Here is a 22,568-nt window from a genome sequence, read left to right on the forward strand (position 1 = left end):
TAGTTCAGAATCTCGATATTTGTAATATAAACTGAACATTACAATAAGAAACGACAAGAATTGGGACACCTTTGGTCAAATAGACTCAGTCGAAATGAGCGTTAACCATTAGGTATTGGGGAATTGTTTTAACGTGATTACTGTCACCAGTAAACACCGAAAATACGGTCAAAAGAATAATTTATGAGCACACAGCAAAAACAGGAAGCTTTAATCAATGCGTTTAAAGATCTGCTAAAACAAGAGCAGTTTGGTTCACAGGGCGATATCGTTGAAGCCCTTAAAGCGCAAGGTTTTGATAACGTCAGTCAGTCAAAAGTTTCACGTATGTTAAGCAAGTTTGGCGCGGTCAGAACCCGCAATGCCCGACAGGAAATGGTCTATTGTTTACCTGCTGAACTTGGTGTGCCGACGGCAAAAAGTCCGCTCAAACAATTAGTGCTAGATATCGAGTCTAATGAAGTTATGTTAATCGTTCGTACCAGTCCGGGCGCGGCACAATTAATTGCTCGTTTACTGGACTCACTAGGCAAAGCCGACGGCGTTTTAGGTACCATTGCAGGCGATGATACCATCTTTATCTCACCAACCTCGGTTAATGATATACAGTCAATTAAAGAAAAATTGTTTATGCTATTTCAGAAAATGAATTAGGCAATTCAAGAATCGATGACAAAGGGCGCTTTAAGCGCCCTTTGTTTTTTCTAATGAGTTAAAGTTCCGCGGCTTGTTCTAATAAATCCATCGACGGCACAAAGAAAGATGCACCTGTTTCGGCTTGAGTATATTTTAAGATGTGATCGTAGTTGCCGTGCTCATCACCGGCATACATGCTCTTTAACTGCTCTTCAAAGTTGACTGGGGTGTAACAAAATGACACGAAGAACAGGCCTTGATTCTTCATATGACCATACGGCATGCTTTGTCTGAGTATTTCCATACTATTGCCATCAGCATCTTTTAGATTGGTACGTTTAACGTGTGCCGTTGGCGCTTTATCTTCTGAGGCGTATTCAATATCATCAACCTTGGTACGGCCAATAATATCTTCTTGTTGTTTTGTTTCTAAGCCTTCCCATGCTTTAAAGTTATGGCGAAAACGTTGGATATGCAGATAACTGCCTTTGCTAAAGTCACCACAGCTGTCGTCCAAAAGAGCAACCTCGCGTTTGTGTAATCCTTTGGGGTTTTCGGTACCGTCAACAAAACCGGTTAAGTCGCGACCGTCGAGATATCGAAAGCCTTTAACTTGTTCAACTAACTCTACGGCATCGCCTAACATTTCGCATACTTTGGTCGATACAACATGGTTAACATCGGCGCGGTCACTGCGAATTTGCAGGTACAGATCATAGTTTGTCGCCGGTGCAACGCGATTATCAACTTGAATGTGCTCAAAGGCTTTAAGTTGGCTAGGGCGAGCAGTAGGATAATAACGATCCCAATAATTAGCACCAATGGCGATAACAGTATTTAGGTTAGCTTCGGAGAAATTGTGAGCATATTCGTCGAACATGGCGGGAAGCTTTGCCAAAATCTTGCGAATAAACGCATCTTTATTATCTGTTACGTTAAACATCAGGTAGTAACTGTGCAGATTCGGTTCCGCACAAACGCCAAATTGCTCAATAGCCATCATTATTAACTCGCTAATATTTTTAATTAAGTATATGAATTAATGAACAATTAAGAAAGCGAGACGGGCATTATTTGGCAGCATTTACCTGAAAAAGTTTCTTATCGGGCCAACGTAGGGCGGTGAGTGTTCCTCCCCATACGCAACCGGTGTCGATGGCATGGATATTTTTCGCTATGGTATTGCCTTCAAGAGCCGCCCAATGACCAAATATCCAATCAACGTTGGCTAAATTCTGTTGCACTTCATACCAAGGCTGTAAGTGCTTGTTTTGATTGGTTTGTGGTGAACCTTTACAGTTTAGTTCTAGGCCACCATCTTGATAACAAAAGCGCATACGAGTCATGGCATTAACTGTGAAGCGAAACTTTTCGATATCGGAATGGGCGTGCTGCCATTTATTCGGGAAATCGCCATACATATCCCGTAGCCACTTTTTACGCTTCTTACTTTGCAGTTTTTTCTGTACAAAGGCCGACATTTTTAAGGCTTTTTTCGGGGTCCATTCCGGTGGTAAACCGGCGTGACTTAAGTAGGCATCGGCATCTGGAAGTTGCAATACGAGAGGTTGTTGCAGCAGCCAATCCATCAGCTCTGCACAGTCTTTGGCGTTGAGTAGCTCTTCAAGCTTGTCTTTTTTATTGACGCGGCCAATACCATGGTAAGTGGCAATTAAATGCAAATCATGATTGCCTAATACCGTTTTCGCCGCTTTTCCTAAGCCTTTTATATAACGTAATGTCGCTAACGAGTCTGGTCCTCGGGCAACAAGATCGCCGCAAAACCAAAGCTGGTCTTTTTTGGCATTAAAATTAATCTTGTCTACGAGTTGCAGAAGTTCTGTATGGCAACCCTGAATATCTCCTATCAGGTATATCGCCATAACTAGTTCAACATATTAGGAACGGCGAGACCGAAGACTGGGATGTCGACGCGATATTGGTTCTTGTCGAGGTCACGCATGGTGTAAAACCCCTCCATAGCACCAATAGGGGTCTTAATAATTGAACCACTTGAATAACGGTAACGCTGACCGCTGTTTAAGATAGGTTGTTGGCCGACGACGCCATCGCCTTCAACAGTGACTTTGTGGCCATTGGCGTCGGTTATTAACCAGCTGCGGGAAATAAGCTGTAGAGTCTTGTCGCTATTATTCTCTATCGTAATTGTATAGCTGAATACAAAGCGATTCTGGTAACTGTCCGATTGTTCCTCGATAAAATCTACTGAGGTTGTGACTTTGACAAGTTGTCCTGGATCATTACTGCTCATCTTTGCCCTACTATTATTTTTTTGGCGGGTTCTCTGCTAAATAATTAGCAACTTTTACGTATTCCTGCAAGCTGATATTTTCAGGACGTAGTGATGGCGAGATACCTAATTGCTCTAATTGCTCAGCGCTGAGTAGCTTTTTCAGGCTGTTACGAATGGTTTTACGACGCTGATTAAAAGCCTCGGTACAAACCCTATTTAACCACTTAATATCGTGGGCAGGGTGCTCTATTTGTTCACGCGGAACCAGACGGACAATAGCACTATCGACCTTCGGAGGCGGCTGAAACGCTTCTGGGCCAATTTCCATGACAGGCATTACTTTACAGTAATACTGACACATAATAGACAAACGTCCATAGGCTTTGCTGTCAGGACTTGCAGCCATACGATTGACCACTTCTTTTTGCAGCATAAAGTGCATATCTTTGATTTTGTCACCAAAACTTAGCAAGTGAAAAATCAATGGCGTGGAAATATTGTAAGGTAAGTTACCAAATACACGCAGTGGTTTGTCATTAGCAAGGGTCGAAAAATCAAATTTTAACGCATCGGTTTCATAGATGGTCAAATGCTTGGCGATAAATGGGTGATGGCGTAATCGATGCGCTAAGTCGCGGTCAAGTTCAACCACGCTGATATCACCGGCACGTTCTATAACCGGTTCGGTTAATGCGCCTAAGCCTGGACCAATTTCAATTAGGTTTTCATTTTCACCGGGATCAATAGCATCAACAATGCGACTGATTACGGCGTCATCGTGGAGAAAGTTTTGACCGAAACGTTTTTTGGCCTGATGGCCTAAGTGTGACTTACTCATTGCTGATTATCTACTAGTTCAATCGCATGGGATAATGCGGCTTTAAAGCTGCCGACATCGGCTTTTGTGGTTCCTGCAAGTTCAATAGCTGTGCCGTGATCTACCGAAGTACGGATAAATGGTAAACCAAGGGTAATGTTTACTGAATCGCCAAACCCTTTATATTTTAGCACTGGTAAGCCTTGATCGTGATACATAGCCAAAACAGCATCGGCATCACGTAGATATTTATCTTGAAAAATGGTGTCTGCAGGTAATGGACCAAATAGCTTCATACCTTCATTGCGCAAGGCATTAAGGGCAGGGGTTATCGTGGTGATCTCTTCTTTACCTAAATGACCATCTTCACCGGCATGTGGGTTTAAACCACAGACGTAAATTTTTGGCTCTTTGATGCCAAACTTTTCTTTCAAGTCTTGATTGAGAATACGAGTAATCTTTAAAACTCTGTCGTAGGTAATGGCTTTTGATACGTAAGCTAAAGGAATATGGGTCGTCATCAACGAGACACGCAAACCTTCTGTTGCGAGCATCATAACCACGTCATTACAGTTTGCTTGCTGGGCAAAAAACTCGGTGTGTCCTGAAAAAGGAATACCAGCTTTATTGATTAAGCCTTTGTGCACCGGGCCGGTACACACCGCTTTGAACTCCCCTGACATATTGCGTTCACTGGCGATACGTAAAGTTTCGACCACGTAAGCACCATTGTTCGGGTTCAACTCACCCGCCACACAGGTATCATTGAGTGGTACCGTGATAACATCGATATGACCAGGTAGGTGTTCTTTCGGCGCCGCTGTTGAATCGTATTCACTTATCGTTAGCGGTAGGCCGAGTAGTTCGGCGCGCTGCGTCAATAATTGTGGATCCGCTACAGCAACCAATTGCGCTGGCCATTGTTGTTGTACCAGTGCAATAAGAATATCCGGGCCAACACCAGCGGGTTCGCCCGGAGTAATCGCGATTTTGTTAATCATTACTCGTCATCATCCATGACTTCAATGTAAGCGCCGTCACGGGTTTCTTTCATCCAGCGCAGTGCTTCTGCACCAAATTTACGATTGAATATCAACTGATAAGCACGGTTTTCAGTATTTTGTTCCGTTGCATCAAGGGTACGACGGTCGGTTAATTGCACGATGTGCCAACCGAATGAAGAGCGAAACGGTTTAGAATACTCTTCAACGTCCAACGCTTTGATGACTTGCGCGAAGGCAGGATCGTAAGAGTCAGGGTCTGCCCAACCTAAGTCACCACCACGCGAAGAGGTAGGGCCTTCTGAATGCTCTCTGGCTAGGGTATCAAAATCGGCTTCGCCTTTTTCAATTTGATCTAGCATATCTTGCAGCATGTTTTCCGCTTTTTGTTCAGACAAGATGATAGATGGCTTGATTAAGATATGACGAGAACGTGACTCAGTTACTTCAACTTTTTCTTTACCACGGATTTCCATGACTTTGATGATGTTAAAACCAAGACCGGTACGAATCGGACCATAAACTTCACCTTCTGGCTTACCATCAACTAAGTCGGCAAATAAGGTTGGTAGTTCGTTAATACCGCGCCAGCCTAAATCACCACCTTGAAGAGCGGTAGGTGCACTTGATGAAGCAATCGCAATCTTTTTGAAGTCAGCGCCAGTATTTAACAGATCAATAACCTTGTCGGCACGTTGTTTAGCATCTTCAAGGTCGGCTTGAGTCGGCTCATCTGGGAAAGCAATCAAGATGTGACCAAGGCGGTATTCAACATTAGCGTTGGTTTGCTCTTTCATCAACTCAACTAAGTTATCAACTTCCTGTGGCGTTATGTTAACGCGACGACGCACACTACCTCGACGAACTTCATTAACGATCATTTCGGTTCGAATACCTTCACGGTAACGCTCGAAGTTAGCACCGGCATCTACCAGCTTTTGACGAAACTGTTCTACCGTCATGTTGCGTTCTTGGGCAAGGCTGGCCAACGTTTGATCCAGTTGCGCATCGCTGATTTGCACACCCATACGCTCACCCATTTGCAATAATAAGCTGTCATTAATCAGCTTTTCCATCGCTTGAGTACGCAGTGCTTTGTCTGAAGGTAGGCTTTGGTTTTCAGCCTTTGCTTGTTGCTTTACGCTGTTAACCAAGTCTTCGATGTCAGACTCAAGTACCACACCCGAGTTGACAATAGCAACTACGCGGTCTAGTTCTTGAGGCTTGGCAAAAGTATTGAAACTGGTAACAAGGGACAGGATGAGGCCTGATAATGCTATAGCCGTCTTAGTAATCGTTTTCATTTTACATCTTAGTTTATTTTATTGGGCGAGATCACTCGCCAAATCAATTATTTAAAAAATAGGGGCGCTTGTAGCCGAAGATACCTGTTTCAAGCATATCGTCGATCGGCAACGGTTGTTGTTTGCCGCCAAGACCTTTGAGTACGAACTGTATCATAAAACCACTATCGAATTCATCGCGATTTTGATCATTAAAGTCTTCATCGTCAAGGTTTGTATTAATATCACGATGATAAGCAAATCGTACAGCCCAACAACAGCTCTCATATTGGAAGCCAGCGTAACTCTCTAAAGAGCGCCTGCCAACCAAATCTTGAGTCACATGACCGACAAATGTCCAGTCTTGATTTAAAGGAAAACTGGTTAATGCCCTTACTTGCTCAATCGTTTCACCAGAGAAATTACGAATATACCGGTGACTGATTTGAAACAGGTTACGTTCGTTATGACGATAATCCAAGCTCACCTGACTTTTATCTGTGGTCGAATTGTCGGTGTTGTATTGAATTTCCGTTTGTAACTGCCAGCGTCGAGCTAACTGAATAAACAAGTCACCGGCAAGCGACGACTCATCAACACGTTCACCTTCTTCATCAAACGTGATGTTACTATCATTGAGATAAAAAATACGACCTAAGCTTAGGTGGAAAAGTTCCGTATTATCGGCATTTAAAATACGCGTCGTTGCACCGATTGATACTTGATTCGCTTCAGCGATGCGATCTAAACCACTAAAACGGCGGTCGCGAAACAGGCCATCAAAGTCATCTTGCAATGGCGAGGTATCATAAATAAAGATATTGCTTTGGTCATCTTGTGGAATATACAGGTACTGAATTTGCGGCTCAAATGTTTGCATCTTGTCAGCAAACAGAAACGAGGTATCGCGATCAAAGTTTAACCCACCATGCAAGCGCACTTTAGGTAATGTTCGATTAACTTCATCATCCAGTTCAATGCCACTGGTTTGAGAAATAAAATCGATATTATCCTGTTGATAATAGGTATGCATTACCCGCATGTCGGTGTCAAAGAACCAGCCTGGCGTTGAAATTGGCAAGGTAAAGCCAGCTTCTAAGTGAAAACGATCCGCGGTAGGTAAATTCGGTTCTGAGATATCAAATCGAGTATATTCGCCGTACATATTAAAAGTGGCGTGAGACAACCCGACAGGTAGATATAACTCACCTTCCAATTGCGGCAAGGTTTGATAGCTTTCGTTGTTGTCACCGAGTACTTCAAAATCTTGTAGCTTGACCGTGGTATGCCAAAAATCACTGAAATACGACAACTCACCAATACGCCATAGATAGGCGTCAGACTTACTAAAGTGTGAACTGCCAATATCTACTAAGTAGTTATCATCGCTAATATCGCTGTAATCAATATGTACACGATAATTTTCAGCGAACGTGCCAAAGTGTTGATAGCGATGCAAGTAACGCGCGTCGTCGTTATTGATTAACTCATCATCTTCATCAAGATATTCGAGGTTTAATTGACCAAATTGACCGGAAAATAAATAACGGAACTCACTATTTAGCTGCGTACCGCGCTTTGACATGTAATAAGGGGTGATCGTCGCGTCCATGTTTGGCGCGATGTTCCAATAAAATGGCTGACCATATTCAAAACCACTGCTGCCTGACGAACCTATTTGTGGATACAGCAAACCGGTCTTGCGATCGTCGGTTAGCGGAAAGTTGAAATAAGGTAAGTAAAACACCGGTACGTCTTTGATACGAAATACCGAATTCCAAGCCTCACCTTCGTTATCATCGTTTGATAGTCGAATTTCACTGGCACTTAATTGCCAATCAGGTACTTCTTCAGTACAAGTGGTAAAGGTCGAGTCTTCTAGCACCACGCCATCTTCATTTAAGCCCAAGGTTTTCGCACTGCCGCGACCTGGGCTGTTATTTAGGCGATAACTGGTATTGGTGAGCTCGGCGGTGTTGTCGGTACTGCTGGCAGATAAACTATCGGCATCAACGGTGACGCTATCATTTTGGAATTTTGTCTGCCCCTTGGTGGTGATTTGGCCACCTTCTTTGTCGATAGTGACTTCATCAGCAGCAATTTTATTGCCACCATTAGACAACACGACACCACCACTTAACGTGGTCTTTTTATTTTTCTCAACGACGGATTTCTTCGACTCAATAATGATTAACTCATTAGTGCGGTCGATGTCGTTAACAAGGGCAATCGGCTCTGGCGGGATAATCTGGCATCGAGTAGAACTTTTTGGCTCTTGCTCTTGTGCGTCAACTATAGCCGGGCCAGCGGCACACGCTATTAATATTAGTTTCGTGTAGTGTTGCATTCACTGTCCGTTCAAAATGCTAATAAAGGCTTGTCTGATTTTTATTGAAAAGCCTACTACCAATACTTGTTACCGCAAATAAGTATCTGGTATCTTTAATCTTATTCTTGCTTTATAGTTTAACATAGCTTGGCAATTTTTTGTCCATGATTAAACAAATAATTCCCGGGATCTTATATTGTCTGCACAAAGTCGTATCGAAGCGCTAACACGCTGGTTAACTGAACAATTTTCATCTTCATCAATTCAACTACAAGCACTTACTGGCGATGCTGGTTTTCGCCGTTATTTTCGCTTTGAAATCCAAGGTAAGCGCTATATTGCCGTCGACTCACCACCGGATAAATGCAACAACGAAGCGTTCTTTGCGATTGCAACGGCGATGAAAGCTAAGCACATACACGTACCGGCTATTTATCATTATCATCAGTCGTTGGGTTTTTTCTGCCTTGAAGATCTTGGCGAAACCTTGTTGTCTGACAAACTAACGCCACATACCATGCCTGATTATTATCGCCTAGCGCTTACTGAGCTTGCCAAGATCCAATCGTTACAAGATATAAAAGACTGGCAGTTACCTGTCTATGACGGTCCATTTTTGCAAATGGAAATGGATATCTTTAGTGAATGGTTAGTGACGCATTATTTAGATATAAGTTTAACTGAGCTGCAACAGCAGCAATTACAGCAGTGTTTTCAAGTGCTAATTGATAGCGCCTTAGAACAACCTCAAACCGTTGTGCACCGCGATTTTCACAGCCGAAATTTGATGTTAACCGGCGCGGATGAGCCGTTAGCTGTGATAGATTTTCAAGATGCTGTGATAGGGCCTGTTACCTATGACCTTGTATCCTTATTACGCGATTGTTATGTACGCTGGCCACAGCAGCAAATCGCCCCTTTGGTTTGTGAATATTATCAACAGTGGGCACAACCTGTGCCGGATGCGGTCAGCTATCAACATTTTCAGCGCTGGTTTGATTTAATGGGCCTGCAACGCCATGTAAAAGCCAGCGGCATATTTGCGCGTTTATATTTGCGAGACAATAAGCCTGGTTATTTGAACGATATCCCTTTGACGCTGTCCTATGTGGTCGATATCGCGGCAAAATACCCAGAGTTACAGTTTTTAAGTGAACTGGTGGCGCAACAAGTATTGCCATTAGTTGCAGATAAGCAGGAACAACAATGAAGGTTATGATCTTAGCAGCCGGTCGTGGTGAGCGTATGCGGCCTTTAACCGACAATACCCCGAAGCCGTTATTAAAAGTCGCTGGTATTCCGTTGATTGAACATCATATTTTGGCACTGAAAAAAGCCGGCTATATTGAATTTGTCATTAACTTGGCCTGGCTTGGTGAGCAAATAGAGCAATATTTTTCTGATGGCAGCCAATGGGGTATCGATATTCAATATTCTTGGGAGCGCGACGGCGCCTTAGAAACCGCTGGCGGAATCGTCAAAGCCTTACCGTTACTTGGTGAACAGCCCTTCTTACTGGTTAATGGTGATGTCTATTGTGACGTTAACTATGCTGACTTAAAGTATCAAGATGGTGATTTGGCGCAGTTGTTAATGGTTGAAAATCCAGAGCATAACCCACAGGGGGATTTTTGCTTACAACAACAACGGTTATCGGTTGACGGCGAGCAAGCAAAACTCACCTATGCCGGCATTGGTATTTATCAGCCACAGCTATTTGCAGGGCTAGCTATTGAAAAACAGCCATTGGCACCCATTTTAAGGAAAGCTATGGCAGAAAATCGTATTGGTGGTCAATGCCATCAGGGGCTGTGGAGTGATGTTGGCACCATCGAACGATTACAACATATTGATAGCCTTTTAAGGCAATAAAGAGTTATTACAGGCACAAAATTATGCGTATTTGGGGCAAAGTCATTGGTTTTCTACTCGGTTTTATGGCTGGGCGGCTTATTGGTGCTTTATTGGGGTTGTGGCTAGGTCATAAAGTCGATAAAGGGCTAAATTTCGACTTTAGCACCTTAGGAAAACAAAGCGAGACCGATCGACAGCGCATCTTCTTTGATGCCACGTATTCGATCATGGGTCATATCGCCAAAGCCAGTGGTCGAGTCAGTGAAGAAGAAATCGCCTTTGCAAGTGCGTCAATGAAACGTTGGGGACTGGATGCTGAGACCACCAAACTTGCGCAAAAAGCGTTTGGTGATGGCAAGCAGGCTGATTTTCAGTTGCAAAAGAAAATCAGGCAACTGCGCGTTGCCTGCTTTGGCCGCCACGACTTGCTGCAAATGTTCATTGAAATCCAAATTCAAGCAGCCTTCGCTGATGGTGACTTGCACCCAGAAGAACGCCGTATATTACATAAATTAGCGAAAGGCTTAGGTATCTCTAGCCGTGAGTTAGATGCCTTGTTAGATCGAATTGTTGCCGGTGAGCAGTTTCATCAGCAAGGTGGCCATGTATCACCAGCTCAAGCAAAGCAGCAACTCGCAAATGCTTATCGAGTGCTTGGCGTCGATGCCAATACTGACTTTAAAGAGGTGAAAAAATCCTACCGCAAATTGATGGCTCAACATCACCCGGACAAGTTAGTCGCCAAAGGCTTACCACCGGAATTAATGGACGATGCCAAACAAAAGGCACAAGATATTCAGGCCGCGTATGAGTTAGTCAGCGAGCAAAATAAATAGCCATTACCGCCCGCTAACAAGCAAACTATTATAAGTACTAGCTCAAAAACTAGGTAAATGGGCACGGCGCGAGAAATTCTAACTGCTCGCCGGTTTTTGGGTGATAAATAGCATAGTATCGAGAATGCAACTGCAAGCGGTCGGCTAACGCGAGCGCCGAAGCATGAGCATATAAGCGGTCACCAAGAATCGGATGACCTAAAGACAACATATGCACCCTAAGTTGATGCGAGCGACCCGTTATCGGTTTCAGTTCCAGCAAACTATATTCTCGCTGTTCTTCTAAGACTTTATAGTGAGTAAGGGCTTGTTTGCCACGCTCATGACATACCATTTGCTTTGGCCTATTCGGCCAGTCACATATCAAGGGTAAATCTACGCTGCCTTGTTTTTGTTTTAATTGCCCGTGCACACGGGCGAGGTAGTACTTTTTCGTCTGGCGTTTTTCAAATTGACGGGATATGGCAACATGACTTTGTTTGTTAAGCGCCATGATGATGATACCGGATGTCGCCATATCAAGACGATGCACAATGGTGGCTGTTGGCAGCACTCGCTGTACCCGAGTTTGCAAACAATCCTGATGTTCTGCTAGGCGACCAGGCACGGTTAACAGGCCACTTGGCTTGTTTAATACCAATAAGTCCTCATCCAGATAAATAATATCCAGATAAGGGCTCATAGGTGGTCGATATACAAAATCAGGATTAGCGCTCATGACAACCTTACTACGTGTAATGAATGGCCAACTTAGCTACTGACCACAATTAAGCGAATGGCTTCAAACTTTAATTGCGCATGATCAATAACGTGTTCAAGCTCTTGTTGTTGATGAACAATAAAATCAATCTCAGATTGTCGCACGTTAGGATTAATGCTCGCAAGGGCGGTTAAACGCTGGTGTTCTTGCGCCAGTGATTCTTGCATTTGCTGTTTTGCCTTGGCAATAAGGCTGGCGACTTTGCTGTTACTGTGCTGTTCCGCTTTATCGACAATAGCAGGGATTTGACTCTTAAGTGCCTTAACTAACTGCAAACCAACCTGTTTTTTCACCGGGGATAACTGATTATCGAATACCGACTCGGCAACCTTGTCTGATAAATCATTGCCGTTTTTATCAAGCAATATACGGATTGGTGTGGTTGGCAGATAACGGCCCACTTGCAACTGGCTTGGTGCCATCGCTGCTAAGGTATAAATGCACTCAACAAAGAAGGTACCGACAGGAATCGCTGGGTTGGTTAAAATACCGATACTGGCATTACCAATATCATCACTAAGCACCATGTCCATAGCACCAGTAACCATCGGATGATCCCAACTAAGTAGTTGATAATCTTCATTACTTAACGCCGTGTCGCGATCAAAGGTGACCGTGGTACCATCTTCTGGTAAATGTGGGAAATTGGCACTAAGCATATGCTCGCTAGGTGTCAAAGCGATGCCATTGTCACTGCGATCGTCTTGATTAAGACCGAACACGTCAAACACGCCAAACATATACGTTGGCAAGTCAAAACTGGCATCTTGCTTGGCAATACGACTTACTAAGGTTTGAGCGTGTCCTTGGCCTGATGAATTGATCTCCAACAGTTTATCGCGACCTTGTTCAAGGTCTTGTTTGAGTTGCAAATGCAGCTCTTTGCTCGCTTCAATCAGGTTAGTCATCGCTTCGTCTTGCCATATTCCTTGCAAGGCTAACGTATTAACGTCATGAGAAAATCGCTCATAAACCGCACGAGCAGTGACGCAGGTATGCTCAAACGCATCGAGTGCATTATGGTACCAATTGAGCAACATGCCTTGCGGCGAGTTGGCAAAATAAGGCACATGTAAGGCGATATCCTCGGTTTGTCCAATTCGGTCGAGGCGACCAATACGCTGCTCTAATAAATCAGGGTTGGTTGGTAAATCGAATAACACCAAATGGTGGGCAAATTGGAAGTTGCGTCCCTCGGAACCGATTTCAGAACACAGCAACACTTGCGCAGCTTCTTCTTGCTGAGCAAAATAGGCTGCCGCTTTATCGCGTTCGAAGATACTCATACCTTCATGAAAAACTGCGGCACGAATGCCTTCTTTTATTCTTAACGCCTGTTCAAGGTCTTTTGCCGTTTGTGCATGTGCACAAATAACCAGAACTTTTTGCTGACGATTTTGCAATAACAAGTCGATTAAAAAGTCGACCCTAGGATCAAACTCTGTCCAGCTTTCTTCTCGGGGATCAAGGTGGTAAAGGGCTTCTGGGGTAAATAGGTACTTACTTACGTCGCGCGTTCTTAACTCTTCTATATCCGAGCTTTCAATTAGCTGATTCATGACTGCGTCATACTGCACAGGTAACGCCAATTCTTGGCTAAATAGCTGACGTTTTGGAAAGCCTTTTATGGTATTTCGCGAGTTTCTAAATAGAATACGACCGGTACCATGTCGATCTAACAACATGGATAGTAACGACTGTTTGGCGTTATCTCGGCGATCATTATCCTGTTGCAAGTCAATCAGCAGTGGTTCGATATCAGACTCGGCAATCAGCTCTTTTAGCGTGGTTTGCTGTGCACTCGTTAAGCCTTGCTCTGCTAATACACTATTGGCTGCATCGGCAACTTGTTGATAGCCGCCTTCTTCTTTGAGAAACGCTTGGTAGTCATAAAAACGATTACTATCTAGCAAGCGCAATCGTGCGAAATGGCTTTCATGACCAAGTTGGTCTGGTGTTGCGGTTAGCAACAACACACCGGGAATACTGTGGGCAAGAATTTCGATACATTGATATTCAACCGAAGGTTCGCTTGCTGACCATTGCAGATGATGTGCCTCGTCGACCACCAACAGATCCCAATCTTCGTTAGCAATATTTTCAAATTGCTCAGCATTGTGAGATAGGAAATCGAGATTGACGAGTACCAGTTGTTCGCTACTGAATGGGTTTTCTTCACCATCATATTGTTGGCATCGCTCTTCATCAAAAATGCTGAACCTGAGATTAAAGCGGCGCAACATTTCCACCAGCCATTGGTGCATCAATGATTCTGGCACGGCAATAAGAACCCGTTGTGCTCTGCCAGATACCAGCTGCTGATGGATGATCAAACCTGCTTCTATGGTTTTACCTAAGCCCACCTCATCGGCAAGCAATACTCTTGGAGCAAATCGTTTACCAACTTCTTCAGCAATATGTAGCTGGTGTGGAATCAATGAAACACGACCACCGAGTAAGCCGGTGAGATCGGATTGCTGCTGTTGATATTGATATTGCAAAGATGATTTACGCAGTTGATACCAGTCTAAACGATCAAATTGACCATTCATTAAGCGATCGTGTGGTTTATTAAATTTGATGAAATGATCTAGCATCATTTCTTTTAACGCGACGGTCTCACCGTTATCCAATCGTTCACCAATATAGGTATACAGATCGTCGGTAGATTGAACCTCGCTAACGGTAATACTGAAATTTTCGTGTGAAGGAATGACATCTCCGACGGAGAAGATAACCCGAGTCAGAGGCGCATCTTTAATCGCGTATTGGCGAGATTCGCCGGTTGCTGTGTATAACACCGTGACAAAACGACCAGAAATATCGACAATTGTACCCAGACCTTGATCTGATTCACTGTCGCTGATCCAGCGCTGACCCAAAGAAAACGTCATATTGATAAACTCCACACCGAGGGCAATGCAAAAAAGGGCGCTATGGTAACGATTTAGACCGGAGTTTTCACCCCTTATTTATGTAAATCGAGATGTTTGTGTAGTTCCTAAACAGCGAACCATCGCAGCCTATGATTAACGCACAAATGCAAGTCTTGCGATAACCTGTTCGCCAGATAATACACAGTCTTTATTAAACGAGAACACGGCACCCCGAATATAAGCATAGAATCAAATTAAAAATCTTCATCTATATTTCATATTTGCCCCTTGTAAGTTATGTAAAAAGCTGTCAGATTGGTTTTAAGGATGGCTACAAAAAGGAGGAATACAGGCAACATACTCTTACTTTAGCGAATGCTGCTCTGCCAGTGGAACTGGTAACAACATTCAGTTAAACCACTAAGCGCTGTAGGACTAACTATGATAGAAAAAAGCACCCTTTATGTACTAGACACCAATATTCTTCTCCACGAACCTTTCGCTTTTCTCTCCTTCGATGAACATGAAGTTGTTGTACCCATGACGGTACTCGAAGAACTCGACAGTATTAAAGACAGACGCAAAGACGTCAGTCGTGACGCACGCGTCGCCATACGAGCTTTAGAGGATGTACTCAAAGACTCGACACCTGAGGAAGTTTTAGCAGGTGTGCCACTGCCCAATACCAGTGAAACGCAAGAGAATCCAGGTACCTTGTCCATTTTTAATGACTTTGGCTTGGAAGAAAAAAGTGGCGCATTGTCCCACAATGAAAACGACAATCGTATCATAAACAGTGCTTTGTATTTGCAAGAACATAACCCAGACAAACGCGTTGTCTTGGTGACCAAAGACATTAATATGCGTCTTAAAGGTAAAGGTGCTGGACTTGCCTATGTAGAAGATTATCGTACTGACCAATTGGTTGACGATATCAAATTTCTTACCAAGGGTTATCACAAATTCACCGGTGAATTTTGGCAACAAGTGCAAGAGTGTGACAGTGAAACCACTGGTCGTTACACCCAGCATCTTATTGACAAAGACATCGTTCCAGGCGCTTTTATAAATGAATACTTAATTGACGAAGATAAAACCTTTGCCGGCAAAATCGTTGAAATACGCGACGATAAGTTAGTGGTTCAAGATTTAGGCCATGAGCGCTTAATGGGGCGCAATGCCTGGGGTATACATCCAAAAAACATTTATCAGGGCATGGCATTTGATGCGTTGCTCGATCCAGATATTGACTTAGTCATTCTGACCGGGCCTGCCGGTTGTGGTAAAACCTTATTAGCACTGGCCAGTGCATTGGAAAATGTGGTTGAACGTGGCGCCTATGAGAAAATCATTGTTACCCGTTCAACACCAGAGATTGCCGAATCGATAGGTTTCTTACCCGGTACCGAAGAAGAGAAGATGGCACCATGGTTGGCAGCCATCACTGACTCTTTGGAAGTGTTACATAAGCAAGATGAAAGCATGCACGGCAGCATGAACTACATCATGGAAAAGGCTAATATTCAGTTTAAATCGGTGAACTTTATGCGTGGTCGTTCATTGCAAAACGCGGTGGTCATTTTAGATGAATGTCAAAACCTTACTGCGGCACAGTTAAAGACTATCATCACTCGTTGTGGTCAAGGCACTAAGTTAATTTGTTCTGGTAACCTAGCGCAAATTGATAGTAATTACTTAACCGCGTTAACTTCAGGTTTAACCTATATTGTTGAACGCTTTAAAGATTATCCTGGAAGTACCACGGTAAATCTTAATGGTGTGGTACGTAGTTCATTGGCCTCATTTGCCGAAGAAAACCTGTAATCATTACAGCGTCTCAATGGTAGTCATTAAAAAGCTTGCTTCGGCAAGCTTTTTTGCGTTTAATTGCCCTGATTTAATTACTAAATAAAACCTTTACGACGTAATGTCAGCTAAGTAACGTGAATAAGGCTCCAAATGACGACAGGCAAGGTACACATTGGTTTAATAAACCCTAAAAGCCCCACTAATGTCGGCTCAGTGATGCGTGCCAGCGGCAACTATCAGGTGAATGCTGTATGTTATAGCGGTCAACGGTACAGTCACGCAGCGAAATTTCATACTGACACCAAAAACATAACGCAAAAGATTCCGTTAACCGAAGTCGAGCACATTATTGCCGGTAAACCGCAAGAGGCAACCATGGTCTGTGTTGATCTTGTCGAAGGGGCAACGCCATTACCAGAATATCAACACCCAGATAATGCCTATTATGTCTTTGGTCCAGAAGATGGCACTATCAGTCAAAGTGTTATCGACAGCGCTGACGACGTTGTCTACATCCCGACCATAGGTTGTATGAATTTGGCGGCTACGGTGAATGTGGTGTTGTACGATAGACTAGCAAAATCGGCCAATAAAATAGCCGGTGACGAGCTTATTCGCAGCAGTCGAGATATCAATAACAAGGTGAAAGTGAAATCACCATAATCTTTTTTTAAGCGGTAAATCGTTGCAAGTTTACACTTTACCTAGATTAGTCTTGCATTAATTTAGTGCACAACTCTAATTAGCCAATCCATGCTGTTACCATGTGCGCGTTTTTACGGTGAATAAGGTAATAGGTTCTATGTATCAGTTTATTATTGTTGGTGGTAGTCAGGCAGGATTGGCCATGGCGCAACAATTACAAACGTTAGACGCGTCATTTTTGGTCGTCGATGCAGGTCCTGAAGTCGGCAGCAGTTGGTTATCTCGTTGGCATTCGCTGACTCTATTTACCCCAAAAAAATACAATAACCTGCCGGGCTTAGCATTTGAGTGTGAACGCGAGTATCCAAACAAGGATGATGTAGCGCACTATCTAAAACGTTACGTTGCGACTTTTAATATTCCGCTTCAATTAAACACCAAAGTTGAAAAGCTCACAGGTCAACAAGGTGCCTTTACCTTGCATACCAATCAAGGCGAGTTATCGTGCCAACAAGTGATAGTGGCAACCGGCCCATTCCATACGCCTTTTTTACCATCATGCGCCGAGCATATAGGTGATGATATCGTTCAAATCCATTCACGAGAATACCAGAGTCCAGAGCAGTTGCAGCCGGGCAAAACCTTAGTCGTTGGTGGTGGTGATTCTGGGGTGCAGATTCTAAAAGAGGTCGCCCAAACCAACAGAGATTGCTACATCTCAGGTATCAGCAGTATGGCATCGTTACCGCAACAGTTTTTGGGAAAAACCTTATGGTGGTGGTTAAAGTCATTCGGTATTTTGTCACTCAACAAATATTCCTATTTAGGCAGGCAGATAAAAAAGCGTATGCAGCCAGTTATTGGTACCAATGTAAAAGCATTGCTTAGCAAAAGTAATGTTACGACCTTGCCACGCATTACCGCAGCACAAAACAATAGGCTTGATTTTGAGGGTGAATCCATCGCCGACATTAAAAACATCATTTGGGCCACAGGTTATAAACCAGATTATCGTTGGCTTGGTAATATTGAATTCGATGAAACGGGTTACCCGGTTAACTACCGCGGCGTTGGTGAGTGTGCCGGTATGTACTTTATCGGTTTACCTTGGATGCATACTCGTGGCTCGGCAACATTAGGTGGCGTCGCTAAAGATGCAGAATATCTTAGCCAATACTTTCAACAGCAACAACTGGCGCGTCCGCTCAACTCTGCCATTGCTTAGTGCATCCAGTTAATCTATCAAGCTGATGCATCAAGGTGATCTGCCTGCACCATTATTTGCTAATTGCTCATCAAATCTACCCATAAAGACACTCAACGCCTGTCATAACAAACGCGTTGCTTTCGTCATGCCTTGAAGGAATATTATTCATTAAAAACAGTTGGTTACTTGGTTACTTGGTTTCTTGCGGGCTACTATTGCTCGCTGGAATTGTCTGGTTTTGGTGTTGTCGATAGCCATCAGCCAAGATATCGCCCCGTGTGGGACAAATTATTGACATTAGCTCTTTACACATCCGTCCAGTTATAGCATTATTCAAACAAGTGTTTTAATTGATGGTTTTAATTTTAAACTGATCTCAATCTATTGCCGTATACAATCTAAACTAAATAATAACTTTGGCGATAGGCATTAAATAATTTTCAGGAGGCCGACGTGGCTGATTATCAAGTACCTTTAAAAGATATGAATTTTCTACTTTATGATGTATTTAAAGCGGATCAAATGTGGTCACAACTGCCGCAGTTGGCAGAAAATATAGATAAAGAAACCGCTGACGCTATTTTGTCGGAATGCGCAAAAATTTGTGAGCAGGTCATTGCACCTATCAGTCGTGAAGGTGATGAAGTTGGTGTTAGCTGGGATAACGGTGAAGTAACAACCGCACCAGGCTATAAAGAAGCGTTTCAAACCTACGCTGAAGGCGGCTGGATTGGCTTAGGCGGTGATACCGAGTTCGGTGGCATGGGTATGCCGAAAATGCTAACTGCTCTGCAAGAAGAGATGGTGTGTGGCGCGGATATGGCATTTTCTTTGTACCCTGGGCTTACCAGCGGTGCGTGTTTGTCACTGGCGAAACATGGTTCAGATCAATTAAGAGAAACCTACCTACCGCGTATGTACAGTGGTGAATGGGCAGGTACTATGTGTTTGACCGAATCTCATGCTGGTACCGATTTAGGTATGATTCGCACCAAAGCCGTGCCAAGTGAAAATGACACCTATAAGCTAACCGGCTCGAAAATATTCATCACCGGCGGTGAGCAAGATTTAACGGATAATATTATTCATCTAGTGCTGGCGAAACTTCCTGATGCGCCTGCCGGCTCTCGCGGTATTTCCCTGTTTCTTGTGCCGAAGTTTAAAGTAAATGCCGACGGCAGCTTGGGCGAACGCAATGGCGTATCTTGCGGCAGTGTTGAGCACAAAATGGGTATACATGCTTCGGCAACCTGTGTTTTAAACTTTGATGATGCGGAAGGCTATCTTGTCGGCGAGTTAAACAAAGGCTTAGCGTGTATGTTTACGATGATGAACTACGAGCGAATTGGTGTTGGTATCCAAGGCTTAGGCGCAGGCGTACGTTCCTATCAAAATGCCGTTGAATACGCTAAAGATCGTGTACAAAGTCGCAGTCTAACGGGCACGAAGTCACCTGATAAAGCAGCGGATTCATTAATGGTCCATGGTGATGTGCGTCGTATGTTGCTTACCATGAAAGCGATTAACGAAGGTAATCGTGCTCTGGCGATGTATATTTCGAAGCAGCTGGACTTAAGCAAATACGCCAGTGGTGATGAACAAGCCAAAGGTGAGGCCTTAACAGCGTTGATGACACCGTTGGCCAAAGCATTCTTCTCTGATTTGGGCTTAGAAAATACCATTGCTGGTCAGCAAGTTTTTGGTGGTCACGGTTATGTGCGAGAGTGGGGCCAAGAACAGCTTGTTCGTGATGCTCGTATCGCGCAAATTTATGAAGGCACCAATGGTGTGCAAGCAATGGATTTAATCGGTCGTAAATTAGCCGCTAACCAAGGTGCATTCTTACGCTTATTTGGCGAAGAAGTTGGTGCCTTTATTGCTGCCAATCAAACCCCTGAAATGGCGGAGTTTATTCAGCCACTGGCTGTAGCTGTAGAGGATTTCGTGTCACTGACCACGGATGTTCTTGGTAAAGCGGCGAAAAATCCTGAACAATTAGGTACGGCAGCGTGTGATTATCTGCATGTGTTTGGCTATACCGCAATGGCCTATGTATGGGCTATGATGGCAAAAGCGTCACTTGAAAAACAAGACAGTGATGATTTCTATAAAGGCAAATTGGTTACGGCGCGTTATTTCTTTGCCCGTATCTTGCCTCGTAGATTGTCACTTGCAGCATCAGCGGCATCAGCGGCTGAAGTGGTGTTCGAATTAGATGACGAGCTATTTTAGTCATATGGATAAATGATATTAATTGAAAGACCGAGGCGATTGCCTCGGTCTTTTTATTTATGTGCCTGTAAATGTAACAGCTAAATATTAATAAAACGCTATAAAAGCCACCCAATCGAGACACGTTCACAGCTTTTAGCGCCATTTATTTGTTGTGCCATGACTTTTAGGAATATCAGGTTACAATTGTAAACAGTTTTAACCATTTAGTTGATCTAGTATTTAGGATTAGTTTAAAAGGCGGATTTGTATCCAAAATACGTTAAGCAACGTGTCAAAAGGTGTAAATCCACACCCATACTTTTGCCAAAAGATTGGAAAATGAATAAAGATTTAGCTTCGGTGAGCGAGTTTTCAACCATAATGATCGTTGAAGATGACAAGGTATTGTCGTCTCTATTGAAATCATTTTTAGAAAAATCTTCCCATGTTGTGCATCAGGTGTTTCGTGGTGATCAGGCTGCGCGCAGTCAAATTAAGATCCAACCGGATTTGATTATTCTTGATATAGGCTTGCCTGGCAAAGATGGTTTCAAGGTTTGTCACGAATTGCGAGCGACTTATAATGGTCCTATTCTATTTTTAACATCAAGCGATAGTGAGGCTGAGCAATTAGCCGCATTTAACGTCGGTGCTGATGATTATTTAGTTAAACCGACCAGTCCGCAACTTATTGGTGCCCATATCGAAGCTTTATTGCGTCGCAGTAAAGGTAAAACCGCCAGTAATAGCCGTCAAAAAGTCACTGTTGGTGAAATTACCTTGACGCCAAGTGAGCAAAAATGTGAAGTCAATGGCAATGAAATATCACTCAGTGTGTTTGAGTTTGAACTGCTAAGCTTGCTGATGTTCAATGCCGGTAAAGTGTTAACTCGCGATGATATCTACAAATTATTGCTTGGCAGAGAATATGACGGGTCAGAACGTTCGGTTGATGTGAGGTTGTCGCGTTTGCGCGATAAACTGGTAAGCCAAGGTGTAGAAAAAACCCAAATTAAAACCATTTGGGGTAAAGGTTATCTATTGTCAGCAGACGACGGATAATCGAATTAACAATATCAAATTTGAACAAACGAGGCTTGGCCTCGTTTTTTTATATCTATTTAACCCCTTTAAGGTTTCTCGATCGTTGTTTTTACAGAGCTGTTTAAATTTAGCTGTTTAGATTGAGCGGCGGATTGGCCTGGTGATGGTTAGGCATTAACAAGCAAGTAACTATGTAACCAAGCAAGCAACTAAGCAAACGATCAAAAAAACAGGGGAATTATATGTTGGCGAAAAAGCGCAATCACATAAATCAAGACGCTGGCGTAGATATGACGCCAATGCTTGATATTGTATTTATCATGTTAATCTTTTTTATTGTCACCACCTCGTTTGTCAAAGAGTCGGGATTGGACTTACATCGTCCGCAACTTAACAACACCAATTCAGACCCAGCGAAGCCGTCTATTTTAGTGCAAATTGATAATAACGGGGCAGTCTATGTCAATAATAGGATGGTTGATGTCGAGCGGGTAAGTGCCAGTTTGCAGTTTTTGTTGGTTAAACAACCGGTGTCGACGGTGATGATATCTGCCAGCGCACAAACCACACATGACGTCGTTGTCGCGGTAATGGATCAGATTAAAGAAATCGAAGGTCTTGCAATTGCTTTAGTGTCTAAGTGACACAGCATTAACAATTACGTGTTATTTGATTGTCCTTGGTTTGGCATTTATCCGCTTCGATATTGAGTAAAATTAAGGTGAAAATCGACAACGCCAATGAAAATATTGTGGTCAGGCTGTAATTATAAGAAAAACTCGTTATTTCCAGCAGTTCAGCAATACTCCATGAGCATGTGGTTAAGCCAAAAATTAACAAGAATAAAGCGAGCGTATAGGCATAAGGCGCCTGTGCAAATCGTTTGCTTTCTTCTCGTATGAGTTTTTTGAATGACATGGTGTTTACCTAAGTTTTAATCAATATACGTGTTAATACATTGAATTTAAAAAAATAGAAGCGATGGCTTATGCCATCGCTTGCT

19 protein-coding genes and 1 pseudogene are annotated in these 22,568 nt (G+C 43.3%); 10 read left to right on the forward strand and 10 right to left on the reverse strand.

Going from position 1 to position 22,568, the window contains the following annotated elements:
* The first annotated feature begins 183 nt into the window (after positions 1 to 183).
* Positions 184 to 654, forward strand: a complete 471-nt coding sequence (gene argR, locus HII16_RS05665; RefSeq protein WP_169128241.1) for a transcriptional regulator ArgR — start codon at positions 184 to 186, stop codon at positions 652 to 654.
* Positions 655 to 712: 58 nt separating this feature from the next.
* On the opposite strand, the gene HII16_RS05670 is transcribed toward argR, so the two are convergent.
* The 7 genes and pseudogenes from HII16_RS05670 to lptD form a co-directional block, all read right to left on the reverse strand.
* A complete protein-coding gene (locus HII16_RS05670; RefSeq protein WP_169128552.1) occupies positions 713 to 1,636 on the reverse strand; it encodes a Dyp-type peroxidase in 924 nt (307 codons plus the stop codon).
* Between the two features lie 70 nt (positions 1,637 to 1,706).
* Positions 1,707 to 2,519: a symmetrical bis(5'-nucleosyl)-tetraphosphatase gene (locus tag HII16_RS05675; RefSeq protein ID WP_169128243.1), complete on the reverse strand. Its 813-nt coding sequence runs from the start codon at positions 2,517 to 2,519 to the stop codon at positions 1,707 to 1,709.
* Between the two features lie 2 nt (positions 2,520 to 2,521).
* Positions 2,522 to 2,908, reverse strand: a complete 387-nt coding sequence (gene apaG, locus HII16_RS05680; RefSeq protein WP_135439129.1) for a Co2+/Mg2+ efflux protein ApaG — start codon at positions 2,906 to 2,908, stop codon at positions 2,522 to 2,524.
* A gap of 13 nt (positions 2,909 to 2,921) precedes the next feature.
* Complete coding sequence (gene rsmA / locus HII16_RS05685) at positions 2,922 to 3,728, reverse strand: 16S rRNA (adenine(1518)-N(6)/adenine(1519)-N(6))-dimethyltransferase RsmA (RefSeq protein ID WP_169128246.1); 807 nt, start codon at positions 3,726 to 3,728, stop codon at positions 2,922 to 2,924.
* Positions 3,725 to 4,708 (reverse strand): 4-hydroxythreonine-4-phosphate dehydrogenase PdxA, encoded by a 984-nt coding sequence (pdxA, locus tag HII16_RS05690; protein WP_169128248.1) that lies wholly within the window; start codon positions 4,706 to 4,708, stop codon positions 3,725 to 3,727. The genes rsmA and pdxA overlap by 4 nt, the downstream gene beginning before the upstream one ends.
* A pseudogene (gene surA, locus HII16_RS05695) lies at positions 4,708 to 6,015 on the reverse strand (peptidylprolyl isomerase SurA); the annotation flags it as partial. The pseudogene surA and the gene pdxA, both read right to left, overlap by 1 nt.
* Before the next feature lie 40 nt (positions 6,016 to 6,055).
* Complete coding sequence (lptD, locus tag HII16_RS05700; protein ID WP_169128261.1) at positions 6,056 to 8,338, reverse strand: LPS assembly protein LptD; 2,283 nt, start codon at positions 8,336 to 8,338, stop codon at positions 6,056 to 6,058.
* Positions 8,339 to 8,516: 178 nt separating this feature from the next.
* Here lptD and HII16_RS05705 point away from each other — a divergent pair, with 178 nt between their 5' ends.
* Genes HII16_RS05705 through djlA form a run of 3 tightly spaced genes read left to right on the forward strand, consistent with a single transcriptional unit; the run spans position 8,517 to position 11,010 of the window.
* Positions 8,517 to 9,530, forward strand: a complete 1,014-nt coding sequence (locus tag HII16_RS05705) for a phosphotransferase (RefSeq protein ID WP_211183413.1) — start codon at positions 8,517 to 8,519, stop codon at positions 9,528 to 9,530.
* Positions 9,527 to 10,192, forward strand: coding sequence for an N-acetylmuramate alpha-1-phosphate uridylyltransferase MurU (murU, locus tag HII16_RS05710; RefSeq protein ID WP_169128263.1), 666 nt, complete (start codon positions 9,527 to 9,529; stop codon positions 10,190 to 10,192). The genes HII16_RS05705 and murU overlap by 4 nt, the downstream gene beginning before the upstream one ends.
* Before the next feature lie 23 nt (positions 10,193 to 10,215).
* Positions 10,216 to 11,010 carry a co-chaperone DjlA gene (djlA, locus tag HII16_RS05715; RefSeq protein ID WP_169128274.1) on the forward strand — a complete coding sequence of 265 codons (795 nt, stop codon included), beginning with the start codon at positions 10,216 to 10,218 and terminating at the stop codon, positions 11,008 to 11,010.
* Positions 11,011 to 11,059: 49 nt separating this feature from the next.
* On the opposite strand, the gene rluA is transcribed toward djlA, so the two are convergent.
* The gene (rluA, locus tag HII16_RS05720; protein ID WP_169128276.1) at positions 11,060 to 11,728 is read right to left on the reverse strand and encodes a bifunctional tRNA pseudouridine(32) synthase/23S rRNA pseudouridine(746) synthase RluA; all 669 of its coding nucleotides are present in this window, start codon (positions 11,726 to 11,728) and stop codon (positions 11,060 to 11,062) included.
* Between the two features lie 32 nt (positions 11,729 to 11,760).
* A complete protein-coding gene (rapA, locus tag HII16_RS05725; RefSeq protein ID WP_169128278.1) occupies positions 11,761 to 14,664 on the reverse strand; it encodes an RNA polymerase-associated protein RapA in 2,904 nt (967 codons plus the stop codon).
* A gap of 423 nt (positions 14,665 to 15,087) precedes the next feature.
* Here rapA and HII16_RS05730 point away from each other — a divergent pair, with 423 nt between their 5' ends.
* The 6 genes from HII16_RS05730 (at position 15,088) to HII16_RS05755 (ending at position 22,209) form a co-directional block, all read left to right on the forward strand.
* Complete coding sequence (locus HII16_RS05730) at positions 15,088 to 16,470, forward strand: PhoH family protein (protein ID WP_169128280.1); 1,383 nt, start codon at positions 15,088 to 15,090, stop codon at positions 16,468 to 16,470.
* 135 nt (positions 16,471 to 16,605) lie between these two features.
* Positions 16,606 to 17,118, forward strand: coding sequence for an RNA methyltransferase (locus HII16_RS05735; protein WP_169128282.1), 513 nt, complete (start codon positions 16,606 to 16,608; stop codon positions 17,116 to 17,118).
* Between the two features lie 139 nt (positions 17,119 to 17,257).
* On the forward strand, positions 17,258 to 18,325 hold the full coding sequence (locus tag HII16_RS05740; protein WP_169128284.1) for an NAD(P)/FAD-dependent oxidoreductase: 1,068 nt from the start codon (positions 17,258 to 17,260) through the stop codon (positions 18,323 to 18,325).
* A 435-nt stretch (positions 18,326 to 18,760) separates the two neighbouring features.
* Positions 18,761 to 20,539 (forward strand): acyl-CoA dehydrogenase C-terminal domain-containing protein, encoded by a 1,779-nt coding sequence (locus HII16_RS05745; RefSeq protein ID WP_169128286.1) that lies wholly within the window; start codon positions 18,761 to 18,763, stop codon positions 20,537 to 20,539.
* A gap of 321 nt (positions 20,540 to 20,860) precedes the next feature.
* Entirely contained in the window at positions 20,861 to 21,583 is a 723-nt protein-coding gene (locus HII16_RS05750) for a response regulator transcription factor (protein WP_169128288.1), read from the forward strand.
* 224 nt (positions 21,584 to 21,807) lie between these two features.
* Complete coding sequence (locus HII16_RS05755) at positions 21,808 to 22,209, forward strand: biopolymer transporter ExbD (protein ID WP_211183414.1); 402 nt, start codon at positions 21,808 to 21,810, stop codon at positions 22,207 to 22,209.
* Positions 22,210 to 22,216: 7 nt separating this feature from the next.
* Here the strand turns inward: HII16_RS05755 and HII16_RS05760 are convergent, their stop codons facing one another.
* Positions 22,217 to 22,483, reverse strand: coding sequence for a hypothetical protein (locus HII16_RS05760; protein ID WP_169128290.1), 267 nt, complete (start codon positions 22,481 to 22,483; stop codon positions 22,217 to 22,219).
* Between the last annotated feature and the right edge of the window lie 85 nt (positions 22,484 to 22,568).

Origin of the sequence: Thalassotalea sp. Y01 (assembly GCF_012932945.1) — a bacterium.
Taxonomy (GTDB): domain Bacteria; phylum Pseudomonadota; class Gammaproteobacteria; order Enterobacterales; family Alteromonadaceae; genus Thalassotalea_A.